This window comes from Sphingomonas sp. FW306-05-A (assembly GCF_058782275.1).
This window is the reverse complement of the sequence record NZ_JBYSXN010000001.1, coordinates 1,717,793-1,740,632: the sequence shown is the minus strand read 5'-3', so window position 1 is coordinate 1,740,632 and position 22,840 is coordinate 1,717,793. Positions and strand designations below refer to the sequence as shown.

General features: G+C 65.6%; 15 protein-coding genes. 9 read left to right on the top strand and 6 right to left on the bottom strand.

Translation table 11 applies throughout. The annotated features are described in order from the left end of the window. Positions 1-27: 27 nt before the first annotated feature. From AC3WJR_RS07860 to AC3WJR_RS07850, 3 genes are read right to left on the bottom strand one after another with little or no spacing between them, the layout of a single operon-like run. Entirely contained in the window at positions 28-1,749 is a 1,722-nt protein-coding gene (locus tag AC3WJR_RS07860; protein WP_492723687.1) for a class I mannose-6-phosphate isomerase, read from the bottom strand. Then, positions 1,736-2,665 carry an ROK family protein gene (locus AC3WJR_RS07855; RefSeq protein WP_492723685.1) on the bottom strand — a complete coding sequence of 310 codons (930 nt, stop codon included), beginning with the start codon at positions 2,663-2,665 and terminating at the stop codon, positions 1,736-1,738. Before AC3WJR_RS07855 ends, AC3WJR_RS07860 begins: the two co-directional genes overlap by 14 nt. Then, the gene (locus AC3WJR_RS07850) at positions 2,662-4,008 is read right to left on the bottom strand and encodes a sugar porter family MFS transporter (RefSeq protein WP_492723683.1); all 1,347 of its coding nucleotides are present in this window, start codon (positions 4,006-4,008) and stop codon (positions 2,662-2,664) included. The genes AC3WJR_RS07855 and AC3WJR_RS07850 overlap by 4 nt, the downstream gene beginning before the upstream one ends. A gap of 302 nt (positions 4,009-4,310) precedes the next feature. Between AC3WJR_RS07850 and AC3WJR_RS07845 the strand changes: the two genes are divergently transcribed. Beyond that, a complete protein-coding gene (locus tag AC3WJR_RS07845) occupies positions 4,311-5,498 on the top strand; it encodes an ROK family transcriptional regulator (RefSeq protein ID WP_492723681.1) in 1,188 nt (395 codons plus the stop codon). An 8-nt stretch (positions 5,499-5,506) separates the two neighbouring features. Here AC3WJR_RS07845 and AC3WJR_RS07840 read toward each other — a convergent pair whose 3' ends face one another. Beyond that, positions 5,507-6,940, bottom strand: coding sequence for a glycoside hydrolase family 125 protein (locus AC3WJR_RS07840; RefSeq protein WP_492723679.1), 1,434 nt, complete (start codon positions 6,938-6,940; stop codon positions 5,507-5,509). A 306-nt stretch (positions 6,941-7,246) separates the two neighbouring features. On the opposite strand from AC3WJR_RS07840, the gene AC3WJR_RS07835 reads away from it, so the two are divergent. The 7 genes from AC3WJR_RS07835 to AC3WJR_RS07805 all read left to right on the top strand — a co-directional run bounded on the left by AC3WJR_RS07835 (position 7,247) and on the right by AC3WJR_RS07805 (position 17,679). Beyond that, positions 7,247-8,656: a glycoside hydrolase family 125 protein gene (locus AC3WJR_RS07835; protein WP_492724226.1), complete on the top strand. Its 1,410-nt coding sequence runs from the start codon at positions 7,247-7,249 to the stop codon at positions 8,654-8,656. Then, the gene (locus AC3WJR_RS07830; RefSeq protein WP_492723677.1) at positions 8,656-10,782 is read left to right on the top strand and encodes a glutaminase family protein; all 2,127 of its coding nucleotides are present in this window, start codon (positions 8,656-8,658) and stop codon (positions 10,780-10,782) included. The genes AC3WJR_RS07835 and AC3WJR_RS07830 overlap by 1 nt, the downstream gene beginning before the upstream one ends. Positions 10,783-10,816: 34 nt before the next feature. Then, complete coding sequence (locus AC3WJR_RS07825; RefSeq protein ID WP_492723675.1) at positions 10,817-12,214, top strand: Gfo/Idh/MocA family protein; 1,398 nt, start codon at positions 10,817-10,819, stop codon at positions 12,212-12,214. Between the two features lie 67 nt (positions 12,215-12,281). Continuing rightward, on the top strand, positions 12,282-13,328 hold the full coding sequence (locus AC3WJR_RS07820) for a glycoside hydrolase family 43 protein (protein ID WP_492723674.1): 1,047 nt from the start codon (positions 12,282-12,284) through the stop codon (positions 13,326-13,328). 64 nt (positions 13,329-13,392) lie between these two features. Continuing rightward, positions 13,393-15,759 (top strand): GH92 family glycosyl hydrolase, encoded by a 2,367-nt coding sequence (locus AC3WJR_RS07815; RefSeq protein ID WP_492723673.1) that lies wholly within the window; start codon positions 13,393-13,395, stop codon positions 15,757-15,759. A gap of 322 nt (positions 15,760-16,081) precedes the next feature. After that, positions 16,082-17,194 carry a metallophosphoesterase family protein gene (locus AC3WJR_RS07810; protein ID WP_492723672.1) on the top strand — a complete coding sequence of 371 codons (1,113 nt, stop codon included), beginning with the start codon at positions 16,082-16,084 and terminating at the stop codon, positions 17,192-17,194. Between the two features lie 38 nt (positions 17,195-17,232). Then, complete coding sequence (locus AC3WJR_RS07805) at positions 17,233-17,679, top strand: DMT family transporter (protein ID WP_354282438.1); 447 nt, start codon at positions 17,233-17,235, stop codon at positions 17,677-17,679. Positions 17,680-17,789: 110 nt separating this feature from the next. Here the strand turns inward: AC3WJR_RS07805 and AC3WJR_RS07800 are convergent, their stop codons facing one another. Next, a complete protein-coding gene (locus tag AC3WJR_RS07800; protein ID WP_492723669.1) occupies positions 17,790-19,886 on the bottom strand; it encodes an alpha/beta fold hydrolase in 2,097 nt (698 codons plus the stop codon). A gap of 179 nt (positions 19,887-20,065) precedes the next feature. Between AC3WJR_RS07800 and AC3WJR_RS07795 the strand changes: the two genes are divergently transcribed. Continuing rightward, positions 20,066-20,797 carry an SDR family oxidoreductase gene (locus tag AC3WJR_RS07795; protein WP_492723667.1) on the top strand — a complete coding sequence of 244 codons (732 nt, stop codon included), beginning with the start codon at positions 20,066-20,068 and terminating at the stop codon, positions 20,795-20,797. An 81-nt stretch (positions 20,798-20,878) separates the two neighbouring features. Here AC3WJR_RS07795 and AC3WJR_RS07790 read toward each other — a convergent pair whose 3' ends face one another. Further along, positions 20,879-21,991, bottom strand: a complete 1,113-nt coding sequence (locus AC3WJR_RS07790; RefSeq protein WP_492723665.1) for an alkene reductase — start codon at positions 21,989-21,991, stop codon at positions 20,879-20,881. Positions 21,992-22,840 lie beyond the last annotated feature (849 nt).

The following is a 22,840-nucleotide window of genomic DNA, read 5'->3' as shown; positions in this document are numbered from 1 at the left end:
AGATTATCGTTTTGTAATGTCAGTGATTCAATCGTGCGGGCGGACGTACGCCCGCATCACGGCGCAGCGGCCGTCGCCCCCGTCGAGCGACCGCAACCGGTAAGCGCCGATTTCGGCGGGGATGATGAAGGTTTCGGCGTAATGAACTTCGTACGGCGCGAAGGCCCCGGACGGGCTCTCCACGACCGCGGCGGTGCCCGCCACGAGGTTGAGGACGTTGAGGTTCCGGTCGGTTTGAAGATCGACGCTGGACGCGAACCAGATCCGCTCGGTTTCGATGAATTCGAGCCTGTGCAACCCGGTCCGCTCCCGCGTCCAGTCGCTTCCTTCGGCGACCGTGGTGACCTGATTGACGAGTTCGTCGCACGTGAAATCCTCGCGCCGCGACCAGTCGATATTCGCGAGACCGTGCTCGAGGTGGATTGGTCGTGGTCGACCGTCGAGACCAAGCCGCTCCCAGTCCCACAGCTTGAAGGTGAAGATGTACGGGGTCGCGCTGATCTCCAGCACCATTGCATTGCTGCCCGAGCAATGGACGGTCCCGGCGGGGATCAGGAAGTGGTCGTGCTTCCGCGCGGGGATCCGGTTGACGAACGCGTCGACATCGGGGGCAGGGCCGCCGTTCTGTGCCGCGGTGAAGGTCTCGGCGAACACGGCAGGATCGGCGGCGTCGGTCAGCCCGAGATAGACGACCGCATCGTCGCCTGCATCGAGCATGTAATAGCTCTCGTCCTGCGTGTAGCGCAGGTTGAAGGCGTCGCGCGCATAGTCCTGCTGCGGATGGACCTGCAGCGACAGGTTCCCGCCCCCCATCGTGTCCAGCATGTCGAACCGGATCGGGAACTCCGCGCCGAACCGTGCGACGATGGCGGGCCCCAGCAGCCTCTCCGGTCTGAGCCGGACGAGATCGAACGCCGGAATCTCGAACCGGCGATCACCGAAGCCAAGCAGCAGGCTGTTCTCCTCTGGCACGCAATCGAAGCACCAGGCATAATTGGGCGGCCCGTCAGGCAGGTCGAACTGCGCGCGCATCCACTGGCCGCCCCACGGCCCGGCGTCGAAGAACGGCACGACCCGAATGGGGCGGCGGACCGCGAGATCGAGCGCGCGAAAGTAGGTTGCGGTGCTGACCATCCGGGGGTCGGGACCGTTCATCTCGATGACGAACTGCGTGGCTGGCAACAGCTCGTACTTGATCTCGTCTCCGACGCGCCAATCGACGAAGAAGGCTCGGCGATACAAATCGGCAGCACGGGTTCCGGCATTGCCACTGCCGAGATTGGCGATCTCCCCGCGGCGTTGGCGCTGCTGCAATTCCCACCGTGCCATCGAGACGTAGATCGCCGTATCGTGGGACGGCAGGATCGTCGCGGCGCCCGGGCCGACCACGATCGTCCGCGAATCCGTTGCGCGGGTGGATCGCCAGGTCTCGAGAAAGGCATGATCTAGAAAGGCATCGATCCCGACGGTCTCGAACCGCGCGAAGACCGGATCGCTGCCGAGGTGTGTCGCAACCGCCGCATCGATCCCCTCGGGGGCCTTGAACAGCGATGCCGTGTCGACGACCAGCGCGTCGGGATAGGCCGCGCGCATCGCAGCGATGACGTCGGCCACCGGCGCACCCGGATAACATTCGATGCAGAGATCGCCCGTGTCGGGGAGGAGAGGGATGATCTCTGACCATCCCACCGCGCACGGTGCGGGCTGGTCGTCGACCTGAACGACAGGTTGCTTGTCATAGCGGGTCATGGCGATCCTCCCAGAGCGGGGTGGCGGCGAGCAACGCCGCGTCGGACCCGAGCGCGCCCCGCACCACGACCGGTGGCGCGCCGAGGCACCAGACGTGGTGGCGGACATGGTCCTGGATGAAGGGCACGACTTCCGCCGCCGCCGCCGCGCCGCCGGTCACGAGCACGTACGAAGCATCGTAGGCGGTGACGAGATTGAGCGCGACGGTCGCCCAGGCGTTCAGGCAGATGGCACGAATGGCATGCGCGCCTTCGTCCCCCGCGCGCGCCAGATCGAGCACCGTCTTCAGGTCGGGCTCGTCCAGCGCATGAAGCCGGCCTCGCCCGGGCAAGGTCGCGATGAGACGGGGCAAGGCCCAGGTCGACGCGATCGCTTCGGCACATCCGATATTACCGCACCGGCACAGCGGCCCATCGGTGTCGATCGTCATATGCCCCGCGAGCACCGATGCGTGGCCGGTCCGGCCGCGCACGATCGTCCCCCCCATCAGCGCCGCGGATCCGATCCCGGTTCCGAGACCCAGTAGAACGGCATCGTCCCGACCGATCAGCGCGCCGTAGGTCCGTTCGCCGAGCAGCGCCATGCGACCATCGACTTCGAGCATGATCGGAAGGTCGAGATGCACCTTCGACCAACCGGCAAAGTCGAACCCGACCGCATCCTCATATTTGCCGGCCGGCGTGGAGACGACCTGCCCCGAGCGCGGATCGATCAGCCCCGGAAAGGCCACCGCCACCCCCGCTACCGCGTGCCCCGCGCGCAGGTCGGCAAGGATGCGCTCGAGTTCGGGCAGCAGCATTTCCAGGGTCGGGGTCACCGGGACCGCGATCTCGGCGCGGCGCTCCACCCCGCCGCCGCGCACCAGCGCGCACGCGATGTGGGAGCCGCCGATGTCGATCGCCAGATAGCGGTTCATGCGGCGAGGCCGGGGCTTGCGTGGTGCATCCGACGTTCGATTTCCTCGAGCGAGGCTTCCTTCGTCTCGGGAAACAGGCGGAAGACGAGGATGCATTGCACCACCATGCAGACCGCGAAGAAGGCGAACGGGATTGCGGGTGACATGGCGGCGGCGACCGGGAACACTGCCGATACGATCGCGTCGAACAGCCACACCGTTCCCGCACCCAACGCCTGTCCCGCGGCGCGGAAGCGCGCGGGGAAGATCTCGCTCATATAGACCCAGATCACCGCGCCCTGCGACGTCGCGAACGCCGCGATGAAGCAGACGAGGACACCGACCATCAGATATTTCGGTAGAATCCCGAGCATGATCGCGGTCGCGATCGTCAGCAGGACGGCCATCGCAGCCCCGCCGACCAGAAGCAGCGGTCTGCGCCCGACCCGGTCGATCAGCATCATGCCGACGATCGTGAAGACGAGGTTCGCCACCCCGACCGCGATCGCCTGAAGGTTCGCCGACACCTGCGCGAAGCCGGCCGCAGCGAAGATGTCGTTAAGATAATAAAGGATCGCGTTGATCCCGGTGAGCTGGTTGAGCGCACCGATGAGGATCGCGAGGACCATCGGGCGGCGCGCTTGCGTCCACAGCGAGGCAAGGGACACCTTGCTGCCCGTAGCGGCGGGAACGCTTTCCTCCCGGATCGGCGCATGCCCATAAAGGCTGAGCGACGCCGCTGCGGCCTCGTCGGACCGACCTCGAACGATCAGCCAGCGTGGGCTGTCGGGCACCCGAATCATCAGAAACTGGAAGATCGCTGCGGGCAGCGTGGTACAGCCGAGCTTCCACCGCCAGGCGATTGCGGGGTCGGTCATCGCGGCATCGACCGCGGCATTGCAGACATAGGCCAGCAGGATCCCGATCACGATGCTGACCTGAAAGCCACCGACGATCGCGCCGCGGCGGGCAGCGGGCGCGATCTCGGCGAGATAGATCGGCGCGAGCACCGATGACGCGCCGATCGCGATCCCGGCCATGATCCGGAAGGCGAGCAGCGGAAACCATCCCCACGCCAGCGCACAGCCGAGCCCCGAGATCAGGTACAGGGCAGCGGCCCAGCGCAGGCCGGATCGTGCGCCACGACGATCGCCGAAAACGCCGGCTGCGGCCGCACCGAACATCGTGCCGACCAGTGCAGAGGAAACCGTTATGCCAAGCGCGGCGGCCGACAGATCATATTGAAGGCGAAGCGCATCCGTCACGCCCGAGATGACCGCAGTGTCGAAGCCGAACAGCAAGCCGGATAGCGACACGGCGACGACGACAGACATCAGGGCCGTACGTGCTGCTCCAGTGCCCATCTGCGCCTCTCCTTTCAAACGGGGGGGGCGCCTACGTCGGACGAACCTCCTCCCTAATCGTGCGATCCTGGTGCCGGTCCCGTCGCTGCGTTGCGTTGGGGCACCCTGATTTCACGCAGCTTTCCCCCAACGAAATGCCGCCGTCAATTAAAAAGAAACTTTCTAGATTATTAGAGGAAACATCCCGTCGGTATGTCCCGGGCAGGGGGGAGCGGGGTCGCCGAACCTTCACCCTTGCGGAAGGGTGGAGTAATCAGGCGAGGCTCTCGCCGTTCCGCCGGCATTGAAGGATAGGCTATGGCATGCGAAGGCCGCTGATGATCGACGACAGCACGCAACAGCAGGGACCGGCGCTCCACGGGACGAACCCGGCGCGTGCGGGCGCGCGAAACGAGCGAATCGTGCTGGAGGCGATCCAGCGCGCAGGCGAATGTACGCGGCTGGAACTCGCCAAACAGACCGGCCTGTCGGCCGCCGCGATCGCCAACATCACGCAGAGGCTCTTCGACCGGAACTTCATCTTTGAGAAGGGGCGACGGACCGGCGTTCGGGGAATGCCCGCGATCCGGCTGGCGGTCGATCCGGATGGCTGCTTCAGTCTCGGGGTCAACATCGATCGCGATCACGTCAGCATCGTCGCGCTGGATCTGACCGGTGCAGTCCGGGCACGCTACACGCAGGAAACCGACTACGCGTTGCCGGAGCAGGTTCTCGCGTTCCTCCGCGACAGGGTCGCCGACCTGCTTGCGCAGAAATTGGTGTTGCCGGATCGCATCATCGGCCTGGGCGTTGCGCTTCCCGGCGGGTTGGGCCGGGTCGACTTGCCCGGGCGCCCGGCGGACTATGCGCAATGGGACACGGTGGATCTCCCCGCCTTGTTCGCCGAACTGGGGCCGTGGCCGATCCTGATCGAAAACGATGCGGCGGCGGCGGCGATCGGCGAGGCGCGGTTCGGCAGCGGGCTGATCCACCGCAGCTTCTTCTACATCCTGCTCTCCGCCGGCCTCGGCGGCGGGATGGTCGTGGATGGAAGCTATTATCAGGGCGCGACCGGCCGCGCCGGACGCATCGGCTTTCTGAACGACGGCGATGGAAAATCGCTTCAGTCGATTGCGTCGCTGTCCGCCTTGCGCGCGGACCTCGTCGCGCGGGACTTCGCCAACATCGCGCCGACCGACCTGATGACCAGCGGCCCCGTTGTGCTGGAATTGGTCAGGGCGTGGATCGAACGCGCCGCCGACGCGCTCGCGCAACCGATCGGCACCATAAACTGCCTGATCGATCCCGGCGCGATCGTGATCGGGGGCAGGCTGCCGTTGCCGCTCATCGACGAGCTGGCGGAAGCGGTTGCGCGACGGGTCAGCAGCATCGACGACCAGATCGTCCCGACGGTTCCGGTCCTGACCGCGCAACTCGCCGCAGACGCGCCTGCGCTCGGCGCGGCGATCCTCCCGTTCAACGATCTCGTCTTCCAGTCGCCGACCGAGTAACGCCCGGACTAATACCGCTCATCCAGCAGCTTGGGATGCGTCTTCGCCAGTGTGGCGATCATCATGCCGAACATGCCGTTGACCCAGGCGAACCAGGGACGTGTGAATTTGGCCGGATCGTCCTTGTCGAAGGATTCATGCATGAAGCCCGTGCCCGCGTGCGTCGCCTTCAGGTCGCGCAGGCACGCGCGGATCACGCCTTCATCCGTCGACACCATCGCGCGGGCAATGATCGCCATCGGCCAGACCTTGTCCAATCCCATGTGCGGACTGCCGATGCCGCTGGCGGCCTTGCCCTGCACGAAGAACGGATTGCGCGAGCTCCAGGCAAGCGCCGCAGTCCGTTGATACAGCGGATCCCGCGCATCGGCGGCCTCGATCAGCGGCAATCCATACAGGCTGGGAATCCCGGCATCGTCGGCGAACAGCCAGTTGCCGAACCCGTCCACCTCATACGCCCAGACCTTTCCGCCCTGTCCGTCGGGTACGATCGCATGGGCGCGCAGGGCGGCCTCGACTTCGTTCGCCAACGCCTCCGCATCGCTCGCCGCCGCACTGTCGCCGCGCGCTTCGCGATGGACGCGGGCGACCTGGCGGAGGCTCGATACGGCGAACAGGTTGGCGGGAACGAGGAACGGGTACACGCAGGCGTCGTCGGACGGTCGGAACATCGAATGGATCAGCCCGACCTTGCGCGAAGGGGGGCCATATCCGTCGAGCATCAGGCTGTCGGTCGGGATCTTGGTCAGCCGTTGATAGGTGTACGGGCCAGGGCCGGTCTTGCGTTGCTGCTCGCGAAAGGTGCTGACGATCAGCTTGGCGGACTTGGCCCAGATGGCGTCGAACGGCGTCTTGTCCCGCGTGACCTGCCAGTAATCATGCGCGAGCCGCATCGGGTAGCAAAGCGAGTCGATTTCCCATTTGCGCTGCGCGACGCCGGGTTTCATCTCGGTCGCATCGAGTGTCGCGGAATCCAGGTTTGATTTGGCGTTGGGGTCACGAACGAAGGCATTGGCGTAAGGGTCGATCAGGATGCAGCGTGCCTGCCGCTGGATCAGGCCGTGCACCATCATCCGTAGCGCGCGGTCCTCGCGCATCAGGTGTGTATAGGGCTCGACCTGTACCGAACTGTCGCGCAGCCACATCGCGTCGATGTCGCCGGTGATGACGAACGTGTCCGGCCTGCCGTCGATTGATCCTGCGAACACCGTCGTGTCGAGCGTGTTGGGGTAGCAATTTTCGAAGATCCACGCGATCTCCGGGTCGGCGATGCGCGCCTTGATCCGGGATAATTCGCTCTCCACGGCCCGGCTGAGAAACTTCCGATCCCGCACGGGGGGCCGTTGGCTGACGAATGAAGCGGCAAGCGCGGGTCGTGGTGCGATCGTCGAAATCGTCATGGCGCCGGCGGCGGCCAACACATCGCGTCGGGTGACGGGCATGGAACTCTCCCTGTTTCGGCAAGCGCTCCGGCCTGCCCATAGTCTTCTCGCTATCCACGTCATGTGACACCGGGGTCAGGAGGCTGCAATTAAAAAAACAAGTAAGTTTAAGATTGCTTGACGATGCATAAGCGGGGCGACAGAGTGTGGTCAGATGCTGCCTGTCTGGTCGCGTCGGATGGTCTTTGGCCGCAGCCTGCAACGGGCGCGGCCTCGAACGATACGGTTGGCTTGCGTCGACCGAAATGGAGGAGGGGATATGCGCGCATTCTTTCGGACAATCGCGTCGGGCGGCGATCTGACGTGCTGATCGACCGCAGAACGATGCTGTTCGCCACTGCCGCGCTGGCCGTGCACCCCGCCGCAGCGGCCGAGCCGATGTACGTCTCCCAACGCCCCAAGCCGACCGATCGGAAATATCACAGTCCCGCGGTCGAGCGCGAGATCAGCCGGGTCGGACGGATGATCGCGGACCCCAAGCTCGCGTGGATGTTCGAGAATTGCTTCCCGAATACGCTCGACACCACCGTGCTGTCGGTGACCGCAGACGACGCCTTTGTCATTACCGGGGACATACCGTGTCTCTGGCTGCGCGATTCCTCGGCGCAGCTCAGGCCGTTCCTCCATCTGGCGAAGCGCGACAAGCCGCTGACCGCGCTGTTTCGCGGTCTGATCGCGCGTCAGGCGCGATGCGTGCTGATCGATCCCTATGCGAATGCGTTCCTGCAGGACCCGGCCGCTCGGTCCGACCTGCCGTCGTCCGCGCATGACCAGACGACGATGAAGCCGGGTGTGGCGGAGCGGAAATGGGAGGTGGACTCGCTATGTTACGTCCTCCGGCTTGCCTCGAGCTATTGGCGGGCGACCGGCGATCGTACGCCCTTCACCGCCGAATGGGCGCAGTCTGCGCGCGCGATCATCCGCACCTTCCGCGAGCAGCAACGCACGACCGATGCCGGGCCGTACCGCTTCCAGCGTCGCGATATCCAGCCGACCGAGACGCAGCTGTGGGGCGTCGGCAATCCGACCCGCAAGGTCGGTCTGATCCACTCGAGCTTTCGCCCTTCGGACGATGCCACGATCCTTCCCTTCTTGATCCCCGCCAACATCTTTGCCGCCAAGACCCTACGCGAACTGGCCGAAGTGGCGCAGGGTGCGCGCGGTGACGCAGACCTTGCCCGGGAAGCGGCAACGCTCGCCGGCGAGATCGAGGCCGCGCTTGCGGCGCATGGCCGGATGCGGCTGGCGGACGGAAGCGAAGTGTGGGCGTTCGAAGTCGACGGCTTCGGCAACGCGCTCTTCCTCGACGATTGCTGCGAGCTTTCGCTGTCGGGCCTGTCGTTCCTGGGCTGCGCCCCCGCGGACGATCCGCTTTGGCGGCGGACCGAGGCGGCTGCTTGGAGCGATCGCAATCCGTGGTTCGTCCGCGGCAAGGCGGGCGAGGGGCTTGGCGGGCCGCATGCAGGCTTCGACCTGATCTGGCCAATGGCGACGATCGTTCGCGCGTTCTCGAGCAACGACGACACCCAGATTCGCGCATGCTTGAAGGTGATCCGCGACACCGATGCCGGGACCGGGTTCATCCACGAAACCTTCCACAAGGACGACCCGAGCAAATTCACGCGACCGTGGTTTGCATGGGCGAACGGTTTGTTCGGCGAACTGATGGTGCATCTGGCAAGTACCAAACCCCATTTGCTCCGCGCGGTGATCTGATGAAGGACGCCATACCGAAGACGTCCGCCATCCAGTCGATCGCGCTGCGTGCGATGACCGTTGCCCTGCTGGGCGGCGCGGTGTTCGCGCCACCGCTCGGCGCGCAGGAACCCGTCACGACCCGCACCCCCGCAACGCCGTTGATCGCGCACGACCCCTATTTCAGCATCTGGAGCTTCGCAGACACGACGACCGAGCAACCGACCCGGCACTGGACGGGGACGGACCAGCCGATGACCGGTTGGCTGCGCGTCGATGGCAAGGCGCTCCGCTTCATGGGGCGGGGCGGGGCCGGTGACGCGATGCGGCAGACATCGCGCGCGCTGACGCCGACGCGGACCACCTATGACTATGAGGGCGGCGGCGTGCGGTTGACCGCGACGTTCTTCACCCCCGCGCTACCCGACGATCTCGACGTGCTGTCGCGACCGGTCACCTATCTGAGCTGGACGGTCCGCGCGACCGATGGTGGCCGTCACGCAGTCCAGCTGTACTTCGACGCCGGCGCGCAACTGGCGGTGGACAACGATCAGCAGAGCGTCGTCTGGGGCACGAGCCGCGTCGGCGACATGACCGTACAGCATATCGGCACGAACACGCAGCAGGTGTTGCAGAAGGTCGGCGACAATCTGCGGATCGACTGGGGCTGGGCGCAACTGGCCGTGCCGCGCCAGGCCGGGACCACCACCGCGACGCTCGGCGAGCGGGCGCGGGACACGGTGTTGAAGACCGGCAAGATGCCAATCGCGGACGACATGGCGATGCCGCGCCTTGCGCATCAGGATCGTCCCGCGATGGCAATGCTGGCGGACTTCGGCGATGTCGGCGCGGCGGCGGACACGCGGCGGGCGATGCTCGCCTATGACGACATCGACGCGATCGAGTATTTCAAGCGGCGGCTACCTGCCTACTGGCGTCGCAACGGGATGACGATGGCCGACCTGTTGCTCAAGGCAGAGGCGGACGAAGCAGCGTTACGCAAGCGGGGCGAGGCGTTCGATCGCGACCTCACCGCCGATCTGGAGCGGGTCGGTGGTCGCCCCTATGCGGAGATTGCGGTCGTCGCCTATCGCCAGACGCTCGCCGCGCACAAGCTGGTCGCCGATATCGATGGCCGCCCGCTGTATTTCTCCAAGGAGAATTTCAGCAACGGCTGCATCGCCACGGTCGACATCACCTATCCGACGTCGCCGTTCTTCTTGCTGTTCAACCCCACGCTGCTGGAGGCGCAGCTTCGCCCGATCCTCGACTATGCGTCGATGCCGCGCTGGCGGTTTCCCTTCGCCCCGCATGACATCGGGACGTATCCGCAAGCCAACGGCCAGGTCTACGGGGGCGGGGAGCGGACCGAGGACGACCAGATGCCGGTCGAGGAAAGCGGCAACATGCTGCTGATGATCGGCGCATTGGCGAAGATCCGGGGCGATGCCGATTTCGCCGCGCAATATTGGCCGCTGTTGCAACGCTGGGCGACGTATCTCCGCGAAAAGGGGCTCGACCCCGAGAACCAGCTGAGCACCGACGATTTTGCCGGCCATCTGGCGCACAACACCAACCTGTCGATCAAGGCGATCAGCGCGCTGGACAGCTATGCCGAACTCGCCCGCCTGCTGGGGAAGAAGGACGAAGCTGCCCGCTATCGCACGCTGTCACGGCAAATGGCGGTGAAGTGGGTGGCGATGGCGCAGGACGGTGACCATACCAAGCTCGCCTTTGATCGACCTGGCACGTGGAGCCAGAAGTACAATCTCGCATGGGACAAGGTGCTTGACCGCAACGTCTTCCCCAAGGCGCTGTTGCGCCAGGAAGTCGCCTTCTATCTCAAGAACCAGCAAAAGTACGGCGTGCCGCTCGACAGTCGCAAGACCTATACGAAGCTGGACTGGATCACGTGGAGCGCGACGCTCTCGGACGATCCTGCGGCGTTCGCGCAGCTGATCGCGCCGGTGCATCGTTACATGCTTGAAACGCCCAGCAGGGTGCCGTTAAGTGATTGGTATGAAACGACCGATGGCGCACAAATCGGGTTCCAGGCGCGCGCCGTCGTGGGCGGCGTGTACATGAAGATGCTCGCGACACCGGCGGTCTGGTCCAAATGGGCGGCGCGGGCGCAGAAGGCCGAATGACGGGTCGCGCGCAAATTCTGAACAGGAGAGCAATGTGAAACCCACCACCATCTCGCGGCGCACGATGCTGGGCGCCGCAGCGGCACTCGCTCTTCCGACGGTCGCGGGCGCACGACGGTTGAAACCGAGCGACCGCGTGAACGTCGCCGTGATCGGTGGGGGCGGCATGGGCGCGAACAACATGCGCCAGCTCACCAGCCAGAACATCGTGGCCATCGCCGACGTCGATTTCGACCATGTCGCAAGCGCCTTCGTGACCAAGGCCGGCGCAACCAAGCCGACGATGACCACGCTGCGCGCTGCCTATGACCGCGCCACCCATTACAACGACTATCGGCGCATGTTCGATCGACAGCGCGATATCGACGCGGTGCTGATCGCGACCCCCGATCACCATCATGCCGTTGCCGCGAAGATGGCGATGGAGCGCGGCCTGCACGTCTACGTCCAGAAGCCATTGACCTACACCGTGCGGGAGGGGCGGGTGCTGCGGGATCTCGCCGCGTCCAAGCCCAAATTGGTCACGCAGATGGGCAATCAGGGCCATTCCAGCGACGACGGTCGCCGCGTGGTCGAGCTGATCCGCGGGAATGTGATTGGGCGCGTGCGCGAGGTGCACGCGTGGACCAATCGCCCGGTCTGGCCGCAAGGGATCGCCCGCCCTGCGCCCGTCGCGGAGCCGGCGAGCCTCGACTGGGACGTCTGGCTGGGGCCGGCGACGGTCGGATGGGGCTACAACCCCGATTACGCGCATTTCAACTGGCGAGGCTGGGTGCCGTTCGGCGTCGGTGCGCTCGGCGACATGGGCGCGCATCTCCTCGATTTTCCGGTCTGGGCGCTCTCGCTGGGCGTGCCGACGGCGGTCGAAAACCGGCATTCGATATGGGGCGGTGACACCGATCTGTGGGACGACAAGCCGCCGGTCGAGCTCGGCAGCTATCCGCTGGCGGGGGTGACCTATTTCGATTTCGCTGATGCGCCGGGCGGGCCGCTTCGCGTGACCTGGTATGACGGCGGGCTGATGCCCCCGACCCCGCCGGGCTTGCCGACGGGCGTGACGATGACCCCTGGCGGCGGTGTCCTGTACATCGGGGAGAAGGGCATGCTGATGCACGAAACCTACGGCGAGAAGCCCATCGTGTTTGGCGACGGTGCCGCCGAGCGCGCTGCGGCGATCCCGCAATCATTGCCGCGGATCGCAGGTGGCCGCGACGGACATGAGATGAACTGGATCGCGGCCATTCGTGGGGAAGCGAAAGCCTCCTCTCCGTTTGCAGATGCGGTGACGCTCAACGAGACGATGCTGCTCGGCATGGTCGCGATGCGCGCCGGCCAGCCGATCCGGTACGACGGGCAGACGGGGCAAGTCACCAATCTCCCCGAGGCCAATCAATTCCTGGATCGTCAGTACCGTGAGGGGTGGACGCTGTGAGGATCGGTAGTGCGCGTTCTGGTGATACTGGTCGCTAAGCGGGTCCGGGAGCAAGGATGATGTGTCGATGAACCGGCTGGGAATGACCGCGCTGGCGGTGTTGGCGGTCGCCACGCCGGTCGCGGCGCGCAATCCGATCGTTCCGGGCTGGTATGCCGACCCCGAGATCCGGGTGTTCGGCGACCGCTACTGGATCTACCCGACCTATTCCGACGACGCGGGAAAGCCCGACGTTTCGCCCTCCTTCACGCCCGCACAGCGCACGCTGCGCCGTCAGCACACCGTGCGGCCGTCCTATCTCCAGCAGACCTTCTTCAACGCCTTTTCCTCGCCCGATCTGGTCCATTGGACCAAGCACAGCCATGTGCTCGACGTCGCCGACGTGGCGTGGGCGGGCTATGCGGTGTGGGCGCCCTCCGCGATCGAACACAAGGGCCGCTACTACCTGTTCTTCGGCGCGAACGACATTCAGAGCGACGCGCAGCAGGGCGGGATCGGCGTAGCGGTCGCGGACAAGCCTGGCGGGCCGTTCAAGGATGCGATCGGCAAGCCGCTGATCGGGGCGTTCCACAACAAGGCACAGCCGATCGACCCGTTCGTCTACCGCGACGACGACGGACAGGTGTACCTCTATTACGGCGGCTGGAAACAGTGCAACGTCGTCCGCCTGAGCGACGACCTGCGCAGCGTTCGGCCCTTTGCGGACGGCACGACCTACAAGGACATCACCCCGCCGGGCTATGTCGAGGGCTCGTTCGTCATCAAGCGCAAGGGCGTCTATTATCTGATGTGGTCCGAGGGCGCGTGGACCGGATCGGACTATCGCGTCGCCTATGCCACGGGAAAGAGCCCGACCGGGCCGTTCACCCCCAAGGGCACGATCCTCGCGGAAGATGCGCGGATCGCACGCGGGGCAGGGCATCATTCAGTGGTCAACGTGCCCGGCACCGACGAATGGTACATCGTCTACCACCGCCGCCCGCTCGGCGACGACAAGGGCGAGCATCGCCAGATCGCGATCGATCGCATGACCTTTGCCGCGGACGGCTCTATCAAGCCGGTCGTGCTCACCAACAGCGGCGCACCCCTGCGTCCGATCGCACGGCGGAAATGACCGGATGGCGGACGCCGTCCGCCGCATCCGTCCGCCGCGAACTGCATTCTCCGGGAGACCTGACGTGAAGACCCTTCTTGCAGCAACCGCCGGGCGTAGCCTTGCGCTGCTCGCCGTCACCAGCCTCGGTCTGCCAGCGCCGCTGCTCGCTGCGCCCGCGATGGCGCGACAGCGGGGAGAAGCCGCGGAATCGCTGGTCGATCTGGTCAACCCGCTGATGGGCACCGATTCCACCCACGAACTGTCCTACGGCAACACCTATCCCGCGGTCGCGGTGCCGTGGGGGATGAACTTCTGGACCCCGGTGACCGGCAAGCCCGGCAGCGGCTGGGGCTATATGTACCATGATTTCAAGATCAACGGATTGAAGCAGACGCACCAGCCGAGCCCGTGGATGAACGACTATGCGGCTTTCTCGCTGTTCGCGGAAACCGGCCCGCTCAAGATCAAGGAAGACGAGCGCGCGAGCTGGTACAGCCACAAGGCAGAGACGAGCCACCCGTACAATTACAAGGTTTATCTGGCGGATTATGACGTCACCGCCGAAGTGACGCCGACCAACCGCGCCGCGCAATTCCGCTTCACCTTCCCCAAGAGCGACGACGCGCACATCCTGCTCGACGGGCTGGCGGGCGGGTCGATGGTCAAGATCGACGCGGCAAACCGGCGGATCACCGGCTATGTCCGCAACAACCACGGCGGCGTGCCCGACAACTTCCACAATTACTTTGTCGCGCAGTTCGACCACGACTTCAGCGTCAGCCGCACCTGGGACGACAATTGGCAGATCGGCGCGGACACCACGCGCGAGGGCGGCCATGTCGGCGCGGTGGTCAGCTTCAAGACGCGCGACGGGGAACAGGTCGGCGTCAAGGTCGCCTCGTCCTTCATCAGCGCAGAACAGGCGCAGCGCAATCTCGACAGCGAGATCGGTCGCGACAGCTTTGCGGCCACCGAGGCCAAGGCGAAGGCCGCGTGGGAGAAGGAGCTCGGGATCATCCGGGTGAGCGATCCCGATCTCGACAACAAGCGCACCTTCTATTCGGCGATGTACCGAATGCTGCTGTTCCCGCGGCAGTTCCACGAGATCGATGCGCGCGGCACGATGGTCCATTACAGCCCGTATGACGGCAAGGTCCACGACGGGCCGATGTATACCGACAATGGCTTCTGGGACACGTGGCGCGCGGTCTTCCCGTATTTCGCGCTCGTCCGGCCCGAACTCGACGGTCAAATCATGCAGGGGCTGGCCAACGCCTATAAGGAAGGCGGCTGGCTTCCCGAATGGATGAGCCCGGGACAGCGCGACGTGATGATCGGGTCCAACTCCGCCAACATCATCGCGGACGCCTATCTGGAAGGCGTACGCGGGTTCGACATCGAGACGCTGTACGAGGCGATGGTCAAGAACGCGACCACCTCGGAAGGGCGACCGAAGGACAAGAAGGGGGCGGTTGTCACCGCGGTCGGTCGCGAAGGCGTCGAATGGTATAACAAGCTCGGCTATGTGCCCTATGATGTCGGCATCAACGAGAGCGCCGCGCGCACGCTCGAATATGCCACCGCCGACTTCTCGCTGTCGCGCCTCGCCGCCGCGCTCGGCAAGACCGAGGATGCCAAAAAATACGCCGCGCAGGCGCAGAATTACCGCAAGCTCTACGACGCGCAATCCGGATGGATGCGTGGCCGCAACAAGGACGGCAGCTGGATGCAGCCGTTCAACCCCTACGCCTGGGGGGATGCCTTCACCGAAGGAAACGCGCTGCATTACAGCTTCTCGGCGATGCAGGACGTGCAGGGGCTGATCGACCTGCAGGGCGGCGATCGCAAGTTCACCGACAAGCTGGATTCGATCTTCACGCTGCCGCCGGTGTTCGACAACAGCTATTACGGATCGGTGATCCACGAGACGCGCGAGATGCAGATCGTCAACATGGGGCAATACGCCCACGGCAATCAGCCGATCCAGCACATGACCTATCTCTACGACTGGGCCGGCCAGCCATGGAAGACGCAAGGCCATGTCCGCGACGTGATGGCAAAGCTCTATTCGGCGACGCCCGACGGCTATCCGGGCGACGAAGACAATGGTCAGACGTCGGCCTGGTACGTCTTCTCCGCGATGGGCTTTTATCCGGTGACCCCGACGGTCGGCCAATATGCGATCGGCAGCCCGCTGTTCCGGTCGGTCCGCCTGACCATGCCAGGCGGCAAGGTGCTGACGATCGAGGCCCCCAACAACGGGCCGAAGAACGTCTACATCCAGTCGGTGACGCTGAACGGCAAGCCGCATGACAAGCCGTGGCTGTCGCGCGCGGCGCTTCAGGCGGGCGGGACGCTGCGCTTCGTGATGGGGCCGACCCCCAACACGCGCTGGGGCAGCGCCAAGGCGAACGCGCCTTTCTCGATGAGCGCACCGGTCGCGCGCTGACCTGGGCACCGAACGAGAGAATGGCGGGGCTCGTCGGGGCATCACCGCGGGCGCAGACGCGCTCGCGATTGCAGCGGCGATCCCAGCCTGAGCAGCGACCGCGGCCTATGGGTGAAGCCGCGTTCGGTCGGATGTCTGCGGAACCGGGGCTGCCGAGGCTTCCTGGACCCTACCAGCCCGCGCTGCGCCGCGAGGGGCTGCACGATCCTGCTTAAACACGCGCTGAACGCGCTGGTTCAGGGCGGAAACATGGCAGAAATGTCATGGAACGATCGCGCCGATCAACCGATTCCTGCTGGTCTGGCGCTGGAAGGATCACGATATGACGGCCTGCCTGAGCTGGGTTCACTTTGGCGACCTGCATGTGGACGAGGCGGATGGCCTGGAGGGATTGCATCGCTTCGAGACCCTGGTTGGTCTGGCCGAGCAGCACCTTGGGGACGCGGTCGACTTCGCGCTGTTGCCGGGCGACAATGCCAACCACGGCACGGAAGCGCAATATCGCGGCATTTCCAATGCGATGTCCCGGCTCGGGCGGTCGTGGCACTTGCTGGCGGGGGACCACGACTTCGAACCCGGCAACCTCGATGCGATGCGTGCGATCACCACCCGCGACGCGCCTTATGCGGCGCACATCCGTGGCTATCGCTGCCTTTTCCTCGATATCGTGTCGGCCGGGAAGGGCGGTCCCGACTCCCGCATCGACCCCGCCCAACGCCGCTGGATCGAACGCGAGCTGGATATGGCCGGTGCGGCAGGCGAGCGCAGCGTGGTGTTCATGCACGCCTATCCCGGCGATCTGCGCGACGATCCGGACGGCGTTGCCGGGGTGTTCGCCGCGCATCGCGTTGTTTTCGTGGACACCGGCCACACCCATTACAATGAATTGCTGAACGACGGGCGCGTGATCTACGGCGCGACGCGATCGATCGGCCAGAGCGAGGAAGGCGCGCCAGGCTTCTCGGTCGTCACGATCGACGATGGCGTCCCGAGCTGGCGCTTCCAGGCGATCGATGCCGTCTGGCCGCTGGTCCAGATCACTACACCCGCCGATCGCCGCCTGATCACCGATCCCGCCTGCGACCGGCAAGTGCCGCAAGGCGGCTTCACGGTCCGCGCAAGGATCTTTGGCGGGACAGCGCGGGCCACCGTATGTCTGGATGACGGACCAGAGATCGCGATGGTACGCGTCGCGGACGTGGCGGAAATGTGGACTGCGACGCTTCCTGACGTGGAAGACGGGCTACACCAACTGCGCGTTACTGCGGGCGGCAGCGCAGATGTCATCGAAGTGCTCGTACGCGGTCCCGAGGCAACGCCCAAGCGCACCGCGCCGGTCGCCTTGGGACGCAACGTCCACGCGATCGGTGCCTGGCCGGAACGGTGCATAGACGGTGCGCAGCGGGGCCCCAACCGGAATGGGGCGGATTGGTGAGGGACGGTCCCACAGCCGGTTGATCAAGGAGACGTAAAATGGGTTCGGCCTGGTTTTTCCCCTTCATTGCGGTGGCAGGCATCCTGCAGGCGGTCGGCGCCGCCATTAACGGCACGCTCAACAAATCGCTGGTCAATCCGTGGCTTGCGACGGCGGTCTCGTTCCTGATCGTGCTGTTCGTCGCAACCGCATTGTTCGTCTGCATGCCCAGGCCGCTGCCCTCGGCAGGTGACCTTGCCGGTATGCCGTGGTGGGCGCCGCTTGGTGGGGTTGCCGGCGCGGTCGCGGTATTCGCGGGACTGTTGTTGATCCAGAAGCTGGGGGCAGGGCCGGTCAACGGCGTCACGATCTCAGCGAACCTGATCGCAAGTCTCGCGATCGATCACTTCGCGCTGTTCGGGGTGGCGCAGCACGCGATGAACCCGTGGCGGGCGACCGGGGCGGTGCTGATGGTCGCCGGTGTGACGCTCATCGCGAAGTTCTGACCCGCGAGGGGGTGTGGCGGCACTGCTGCGCCACGACCCCAAGCACTCCCGAGAACCGGTACGTAGTCGTCGTCCCTTGGTACCCTCTCGAAGCCGCCGCGATAGCGCGCCTAGCGCGCGCCCAGAACGCGTTCGGCCCAGACACGTATGAACGCAGCGCTGGCCTCGGGGTGGGCAACGGGAAGCATGTGCCCGCCGTCGGTCATGTGAATCGTCGCCCCCGGTATCGCCGCCACGGCGCGATCGCCGTCGATCGCAGGGGCGATTACCTGATCGTTACGGCCGTAGAGCAGCGCAACGGGTATCGTCAGGTCGGCAAAGCGGCTCCCGATTGCAGCAAGGTCGCTATCGGCGCTCGCCAGTTCGACCATTGCCGCATTGACCGCGACCGGGCGATCGCCGAGCGCGCCACCACCGCGCGTCGCAAAATCGGCCGGGACCGGATCCGGCGCAAAGATCTTGCTCCAGCGCACGCCAAAGGCCGCGCGGCTGATCACCGTCCCAAGCATGTTGGCGAACAGTGCGCGCGTGGTGCCGTGGTTCTCGATCGCGCTTGCAACCGTAGCGGGCATTGCTTGCGGTGGCTGCGTCATCGGTGCCAGCAACGCCAGTCCCGCGACCGAACCCGGATGGTGCGTGGCAACCCCCAGCGCAACGGCCCCCGCCAAGGAGTGGCCGACAAGCAGTGGCGGATGATCCAGCGCCAGCTGTTCGATGAACGCCGCGACCACCGCCGACTGGCCGAGGATACCGGGCTGCTCCCCGGTCGGCACCGAATAGCCGGACCCGGGGCGGTCGACCAGCACGACGCGATACGTGTCCGCCAGTGCATCCGCGACGCCGTAGGAGAAGTTGCGGAGTTGGGCGCCCAACCCGTGAAGCATCACGATCGTCGGCCCAGTCCCGCGATCGACATAATGGATCCGGGCGCCGGCCACGTCGATGAACTTGCCGTCCGCGGGCACGTCGCGTTCGATCCGGCTGGTGGTTGCGCGGGTGTAGACCGCCGCGGCGGCGAGGGCAGCAGCGATCACGCCCGCCGAGCGTAGCGCAATCGAGCGCTTCGCAGGATCGCGCGATACCGCCTTGGAGGCAAAGAAACGGCGCATGTCCGCGAGCAACAGCTGGGGTTGCTCTAACGCCGCGAAGTGGCCGCCGGCGGCCATCTCGGTCCACTGGACGATGTTGTATGTTTTCTGCGCCTGCGAGCGTGGCGGCGCGGGGAAGACGGGGTCGGGGAACGCCGCAACCCCCGTCGGCACGGTGATCCGCGTCCCGGCGGGGAACTTACCCGAATCCTCGAGCATGCGACCGCGATACATCCAGGTCGAGGTCACGAACGATCCCTCGACCAGATACAACATGATGTTGGTGAGCAGCAGGTCCTCGTCGAACACTTGCCACAGCGCGGGACGGCCATGCGCGTCGCGCGGCACGTCGGCCCAGGCACCGAACTTCTCAAGGATCCACGCGGCGATGCCGACGGGGCTGTCCGACATCGCCACGCCGAGCGTTTGCGGGCGGGTGCTCTGCTCCAGCGAATATCCCGTTTCCTGCTTGGCGAGATCGGCACGCCGCGCGGCCCAGTCGCGTTCCTCGGGCCGCGTGGGCACCGCGTCCTCGGCCTGTAGCAGCACCATGTTCAGATGGAGCCCGGCGACCGCTTCGGGATGCTGATACGCCATCCACCCGCCGATCGCGGCACCCCAGTCCCCGCCTTGGATGAGATAGCGCGCCGGCCCGAACAGATCGACCATCAGCCCGTGCAGGAGGTCTGCCGTCTGCCGCGGTCCGATCGGCGACAGCGGCCGCCCCGAAAAGGCATAGCCCGGGAGCGAGGGGATGACGACGTCATGCCCGTCGGCGACGAGCGGCGCGATCAGTGTCTTGAATTCCAGGAACGACCCCGGCCAACCATGAAGCAGCAGCAGCGGGGGGCGGGAACCGTCGCCGCGTGCGTGGATGAAGTGGAGGCGCTGGCCCTCAACCATGGTGGTGAACTGTGGCAGGGTGTTGAGCCGTCGTTCCTGCGCACGCCAGTCGTACCGCGTCAGCCAGTGGTCGACGAGCCGCTTCAGGTCGGCCAACCCGACGCCCGACCGCCAGTCGCCGGCGTCCGGCATCATGCCCCAGTCGAATGCTGCAACCTTGGCGCGGATGGTGGCGAGCCGGTCGTCCGGCACGGCAATTAGGAACGGTTCTGCCATGTCGGGGTCCTGCAGCAAGGGGAATGAAATCATGCTTCGCCAATCGAAGCATGGTGTCCAACGCATGGATCCCGGCTGCGTTCACAGGCAACCCCGTTGGTACGATATCTGACCAACATGGCTCGTTGCGTGACGCGGCGCGTTCCCCTGCGCCTGAACACAGCAAAGGACGGTTGGCGATGAAGATGCAGGATCTGACGGGCAAGGTCGCAGTGATTACCGGAGCGTCGAGCGGCATCGGCGAAGCGACGGCGCGCCTGCTCGCCGCGGAAGGCGTTCGCGTGGTGCTGGTGGCGCGGCGGCGCGAGCGGATCGATGCGCTGGCTGCCGAGCTCGGTGATGCGGCGCTCGCGCTGGTCGCCGACGTCGCCGATGCCACAGCGGTGGCTGCACTGTTCGCCACGGTCGAACGGCGGTTCGGCGGGCTCGACCTGCTGTTCAACAATGCCGGTCTCGGCGTCAACGCGCGGTTCGATGCCAGCGATCCGGCAGACTGGAAGCGGATGATCGACGTCAATCTGTACGGCGTGCTCCACTGCACCCACGCGGCGATCCCGCTGATGCGGGGCCGGGCGGGCGCGATGATTTCGTCGGTGTCGAGCGTCGGTGGGCGCTACGGGACGGAGTCCTGGTCGGTCTACAGTGCTACCAAGTTCGCGGTGGTCGGCTTTCACGACGCGCTGCGCAAGGAACTGGGCGGGGAGGGTATCCGCGTCTCGGTAATCGAACCCGGCGCGGTATGGACCGAGTTCGGCCAGAACGTCAGCGAGGCCATGCGCGAGCGGCGCGAGAGCCTCGACGCACTGACCTCGGAGGACGTCGCCCAAGCGCTCGTCTATGCGTTCGCGCAGCCGCCCCGCGTGCTGGTGGAGGAAATCCTGATCCGCCCGGTCAGGCAGGTCGCGCCCTGACGCGATCGGTGGGACGTGAGCAAAGGCAACGTCGCCTTGCCCACGTCCCCGGCGTCATATTCCGCCGTGCGTCATGCCGGGTCAGGCGAGGTCGATCTTCCCATGCATGCCGGGCCAGTCCGAATAGCCGACCGAGCCACCGCCATACCAATATTCCTTGGGCGCCTCGGCAAGCGGTGCGCCGGTCCGCAGCCGGTCGACCAGATCGGGATTGGCGAGGAAGGGACGACCGAAGCTGAACAGGTCGGCATTGCCCTCCGCCAGCATCTTCTCGGCGAGGTCCAGCGTGTACTGATTGTTCGCGATGTAGGCGCCCGAGAAACGCTTGCGCAGCGCCTTGAAGTCAACCCCGTCCGGTACGTCCCGCGTCTGCTGGGTGACGCCCTCGATATCGTGGATATAGAGCAGCCCGAGCTCGGACAGCGCATTTACGAACGTGTCGAAGGTACGACCGACCTGACTGTCGAGCGGTGTCTTGCCGGGTTCGGTCGTCGCCGGCGAGATGCGGATGCCGACGCGCTTGGCGCCCCAGATGTCGACCACCGCACGGACCACCTCGAGCGGGAAGCGCAGGCGGTTCTCGATCGAGCCGCCATAGTCGTCCGTGCGCTGGTTGGTGCTGTCCCGGATGAACTGCTCGAGCAGGTAATTGTTCGCGGCGTGTACCTCCACCCCGTCGAACCCGGCGGCCTTCGCCTGTTCGGCGGCACGCCGATAGTCCTCGACGATGCCGGGAATCTCGTCGGTTTCGAGCGCGCGCGGGGTGACGAAGTCCTTGAGGCCGTCGTTGGTGAAGGCCTGTCCTTCCGCGGCGATCGCGGACGGTGCCACCGGCAGCGCGCCGTCATGCAGATCGGGGTGCGAAATGCGGCCCGTATGCCAGAGTTGCAGGAAGATCACGCCGCCGCGGCGATGCACCGCGTCGACGATCGGACGCCACGCCGCAACCTGCGCATCCGACCAGATCCCGGGTGTCATCGCATAGCCGCGCGCCTGCGCCGAAATGTTCGTGGCCTCGGTGATGATCAGGCCGGCATCCGCGCGCTGCGCATAATAGTCGGCGGCAAAGGCGGGGGGAATGCCCGCATCATCGGAGCGGCTGCGTGTGAGCGGCGCCATGACGATGCGGTTTTGCAGTTGCAAGTCACCGATCGTGACGGGTTGCAGGACGGGGCTGGCAGGCGAGGTGGACATGAATTGGTCTTCCGTGGAAATGAACAGACCCCGAGGGGCAGGGCCATAACGCGCGAGCGGCCACTTGCTCCCGACGAAACCTGTCGCAGCGGCGCATGCCAGGATCGCCAAATCCCCGGTCGGGCGTGTCAGGCAGTCCGGACAAGGGCCGGCAAGCGGCGGGCGCCGCGTTCCAACGCGCCGCCCCGGCTGATCCACCCTTGGGGGAAACGGATTGCGGCGTAGATCGAGGGCCCGGCCGTTAGGGGTGTGGAGGATGACTGCAGAAACCACCTCAAATTGCGCAGGCACTGCTTAATCAGGGATTCCAGATCCGCCGACACACCATTCCGAGGAGGCGGCAACGCCGAGCCTCGTCGTGAATTATAACAAATCATCAATACTTTAAAGATAACTCGGCGCTGCTTCCGGGGTGGGCCGGGCAGAACAGCTACCGAGTTGTTCGCCCACGCGAAAGCTTGCGGGGGCAAACATGCTGAAGAAGATCCTGATTTCATCGACAAGCGTGTTTGCCTTGGTCGGTCTGTCAGCATGTGGCGGCGCTGGTGGCGGCGTTGCTTCAGGGGGCAGCGTAGCGCCACCCGTTGCCGCGCCTGGCACGGGACCAATATCGTCGACACCTGCACCGGTAGCACCAACCCCGACGCCGACGCCTGCTCCCACACCGGCACCGACGCCGGTTCCGAGTCCCTCGCCGACCCCGACCCCAACCCCAACTCCTGCGCCAACCCCAGCGCCCACGCCCACGCCCACGCCCACACCCGCACCGACGCCGGTTCCAAATCCCACGCCGACGCCGTCGCCGACGCCAACGCCAACGCCCACACCCATCTATTCAAATCCAGTTTC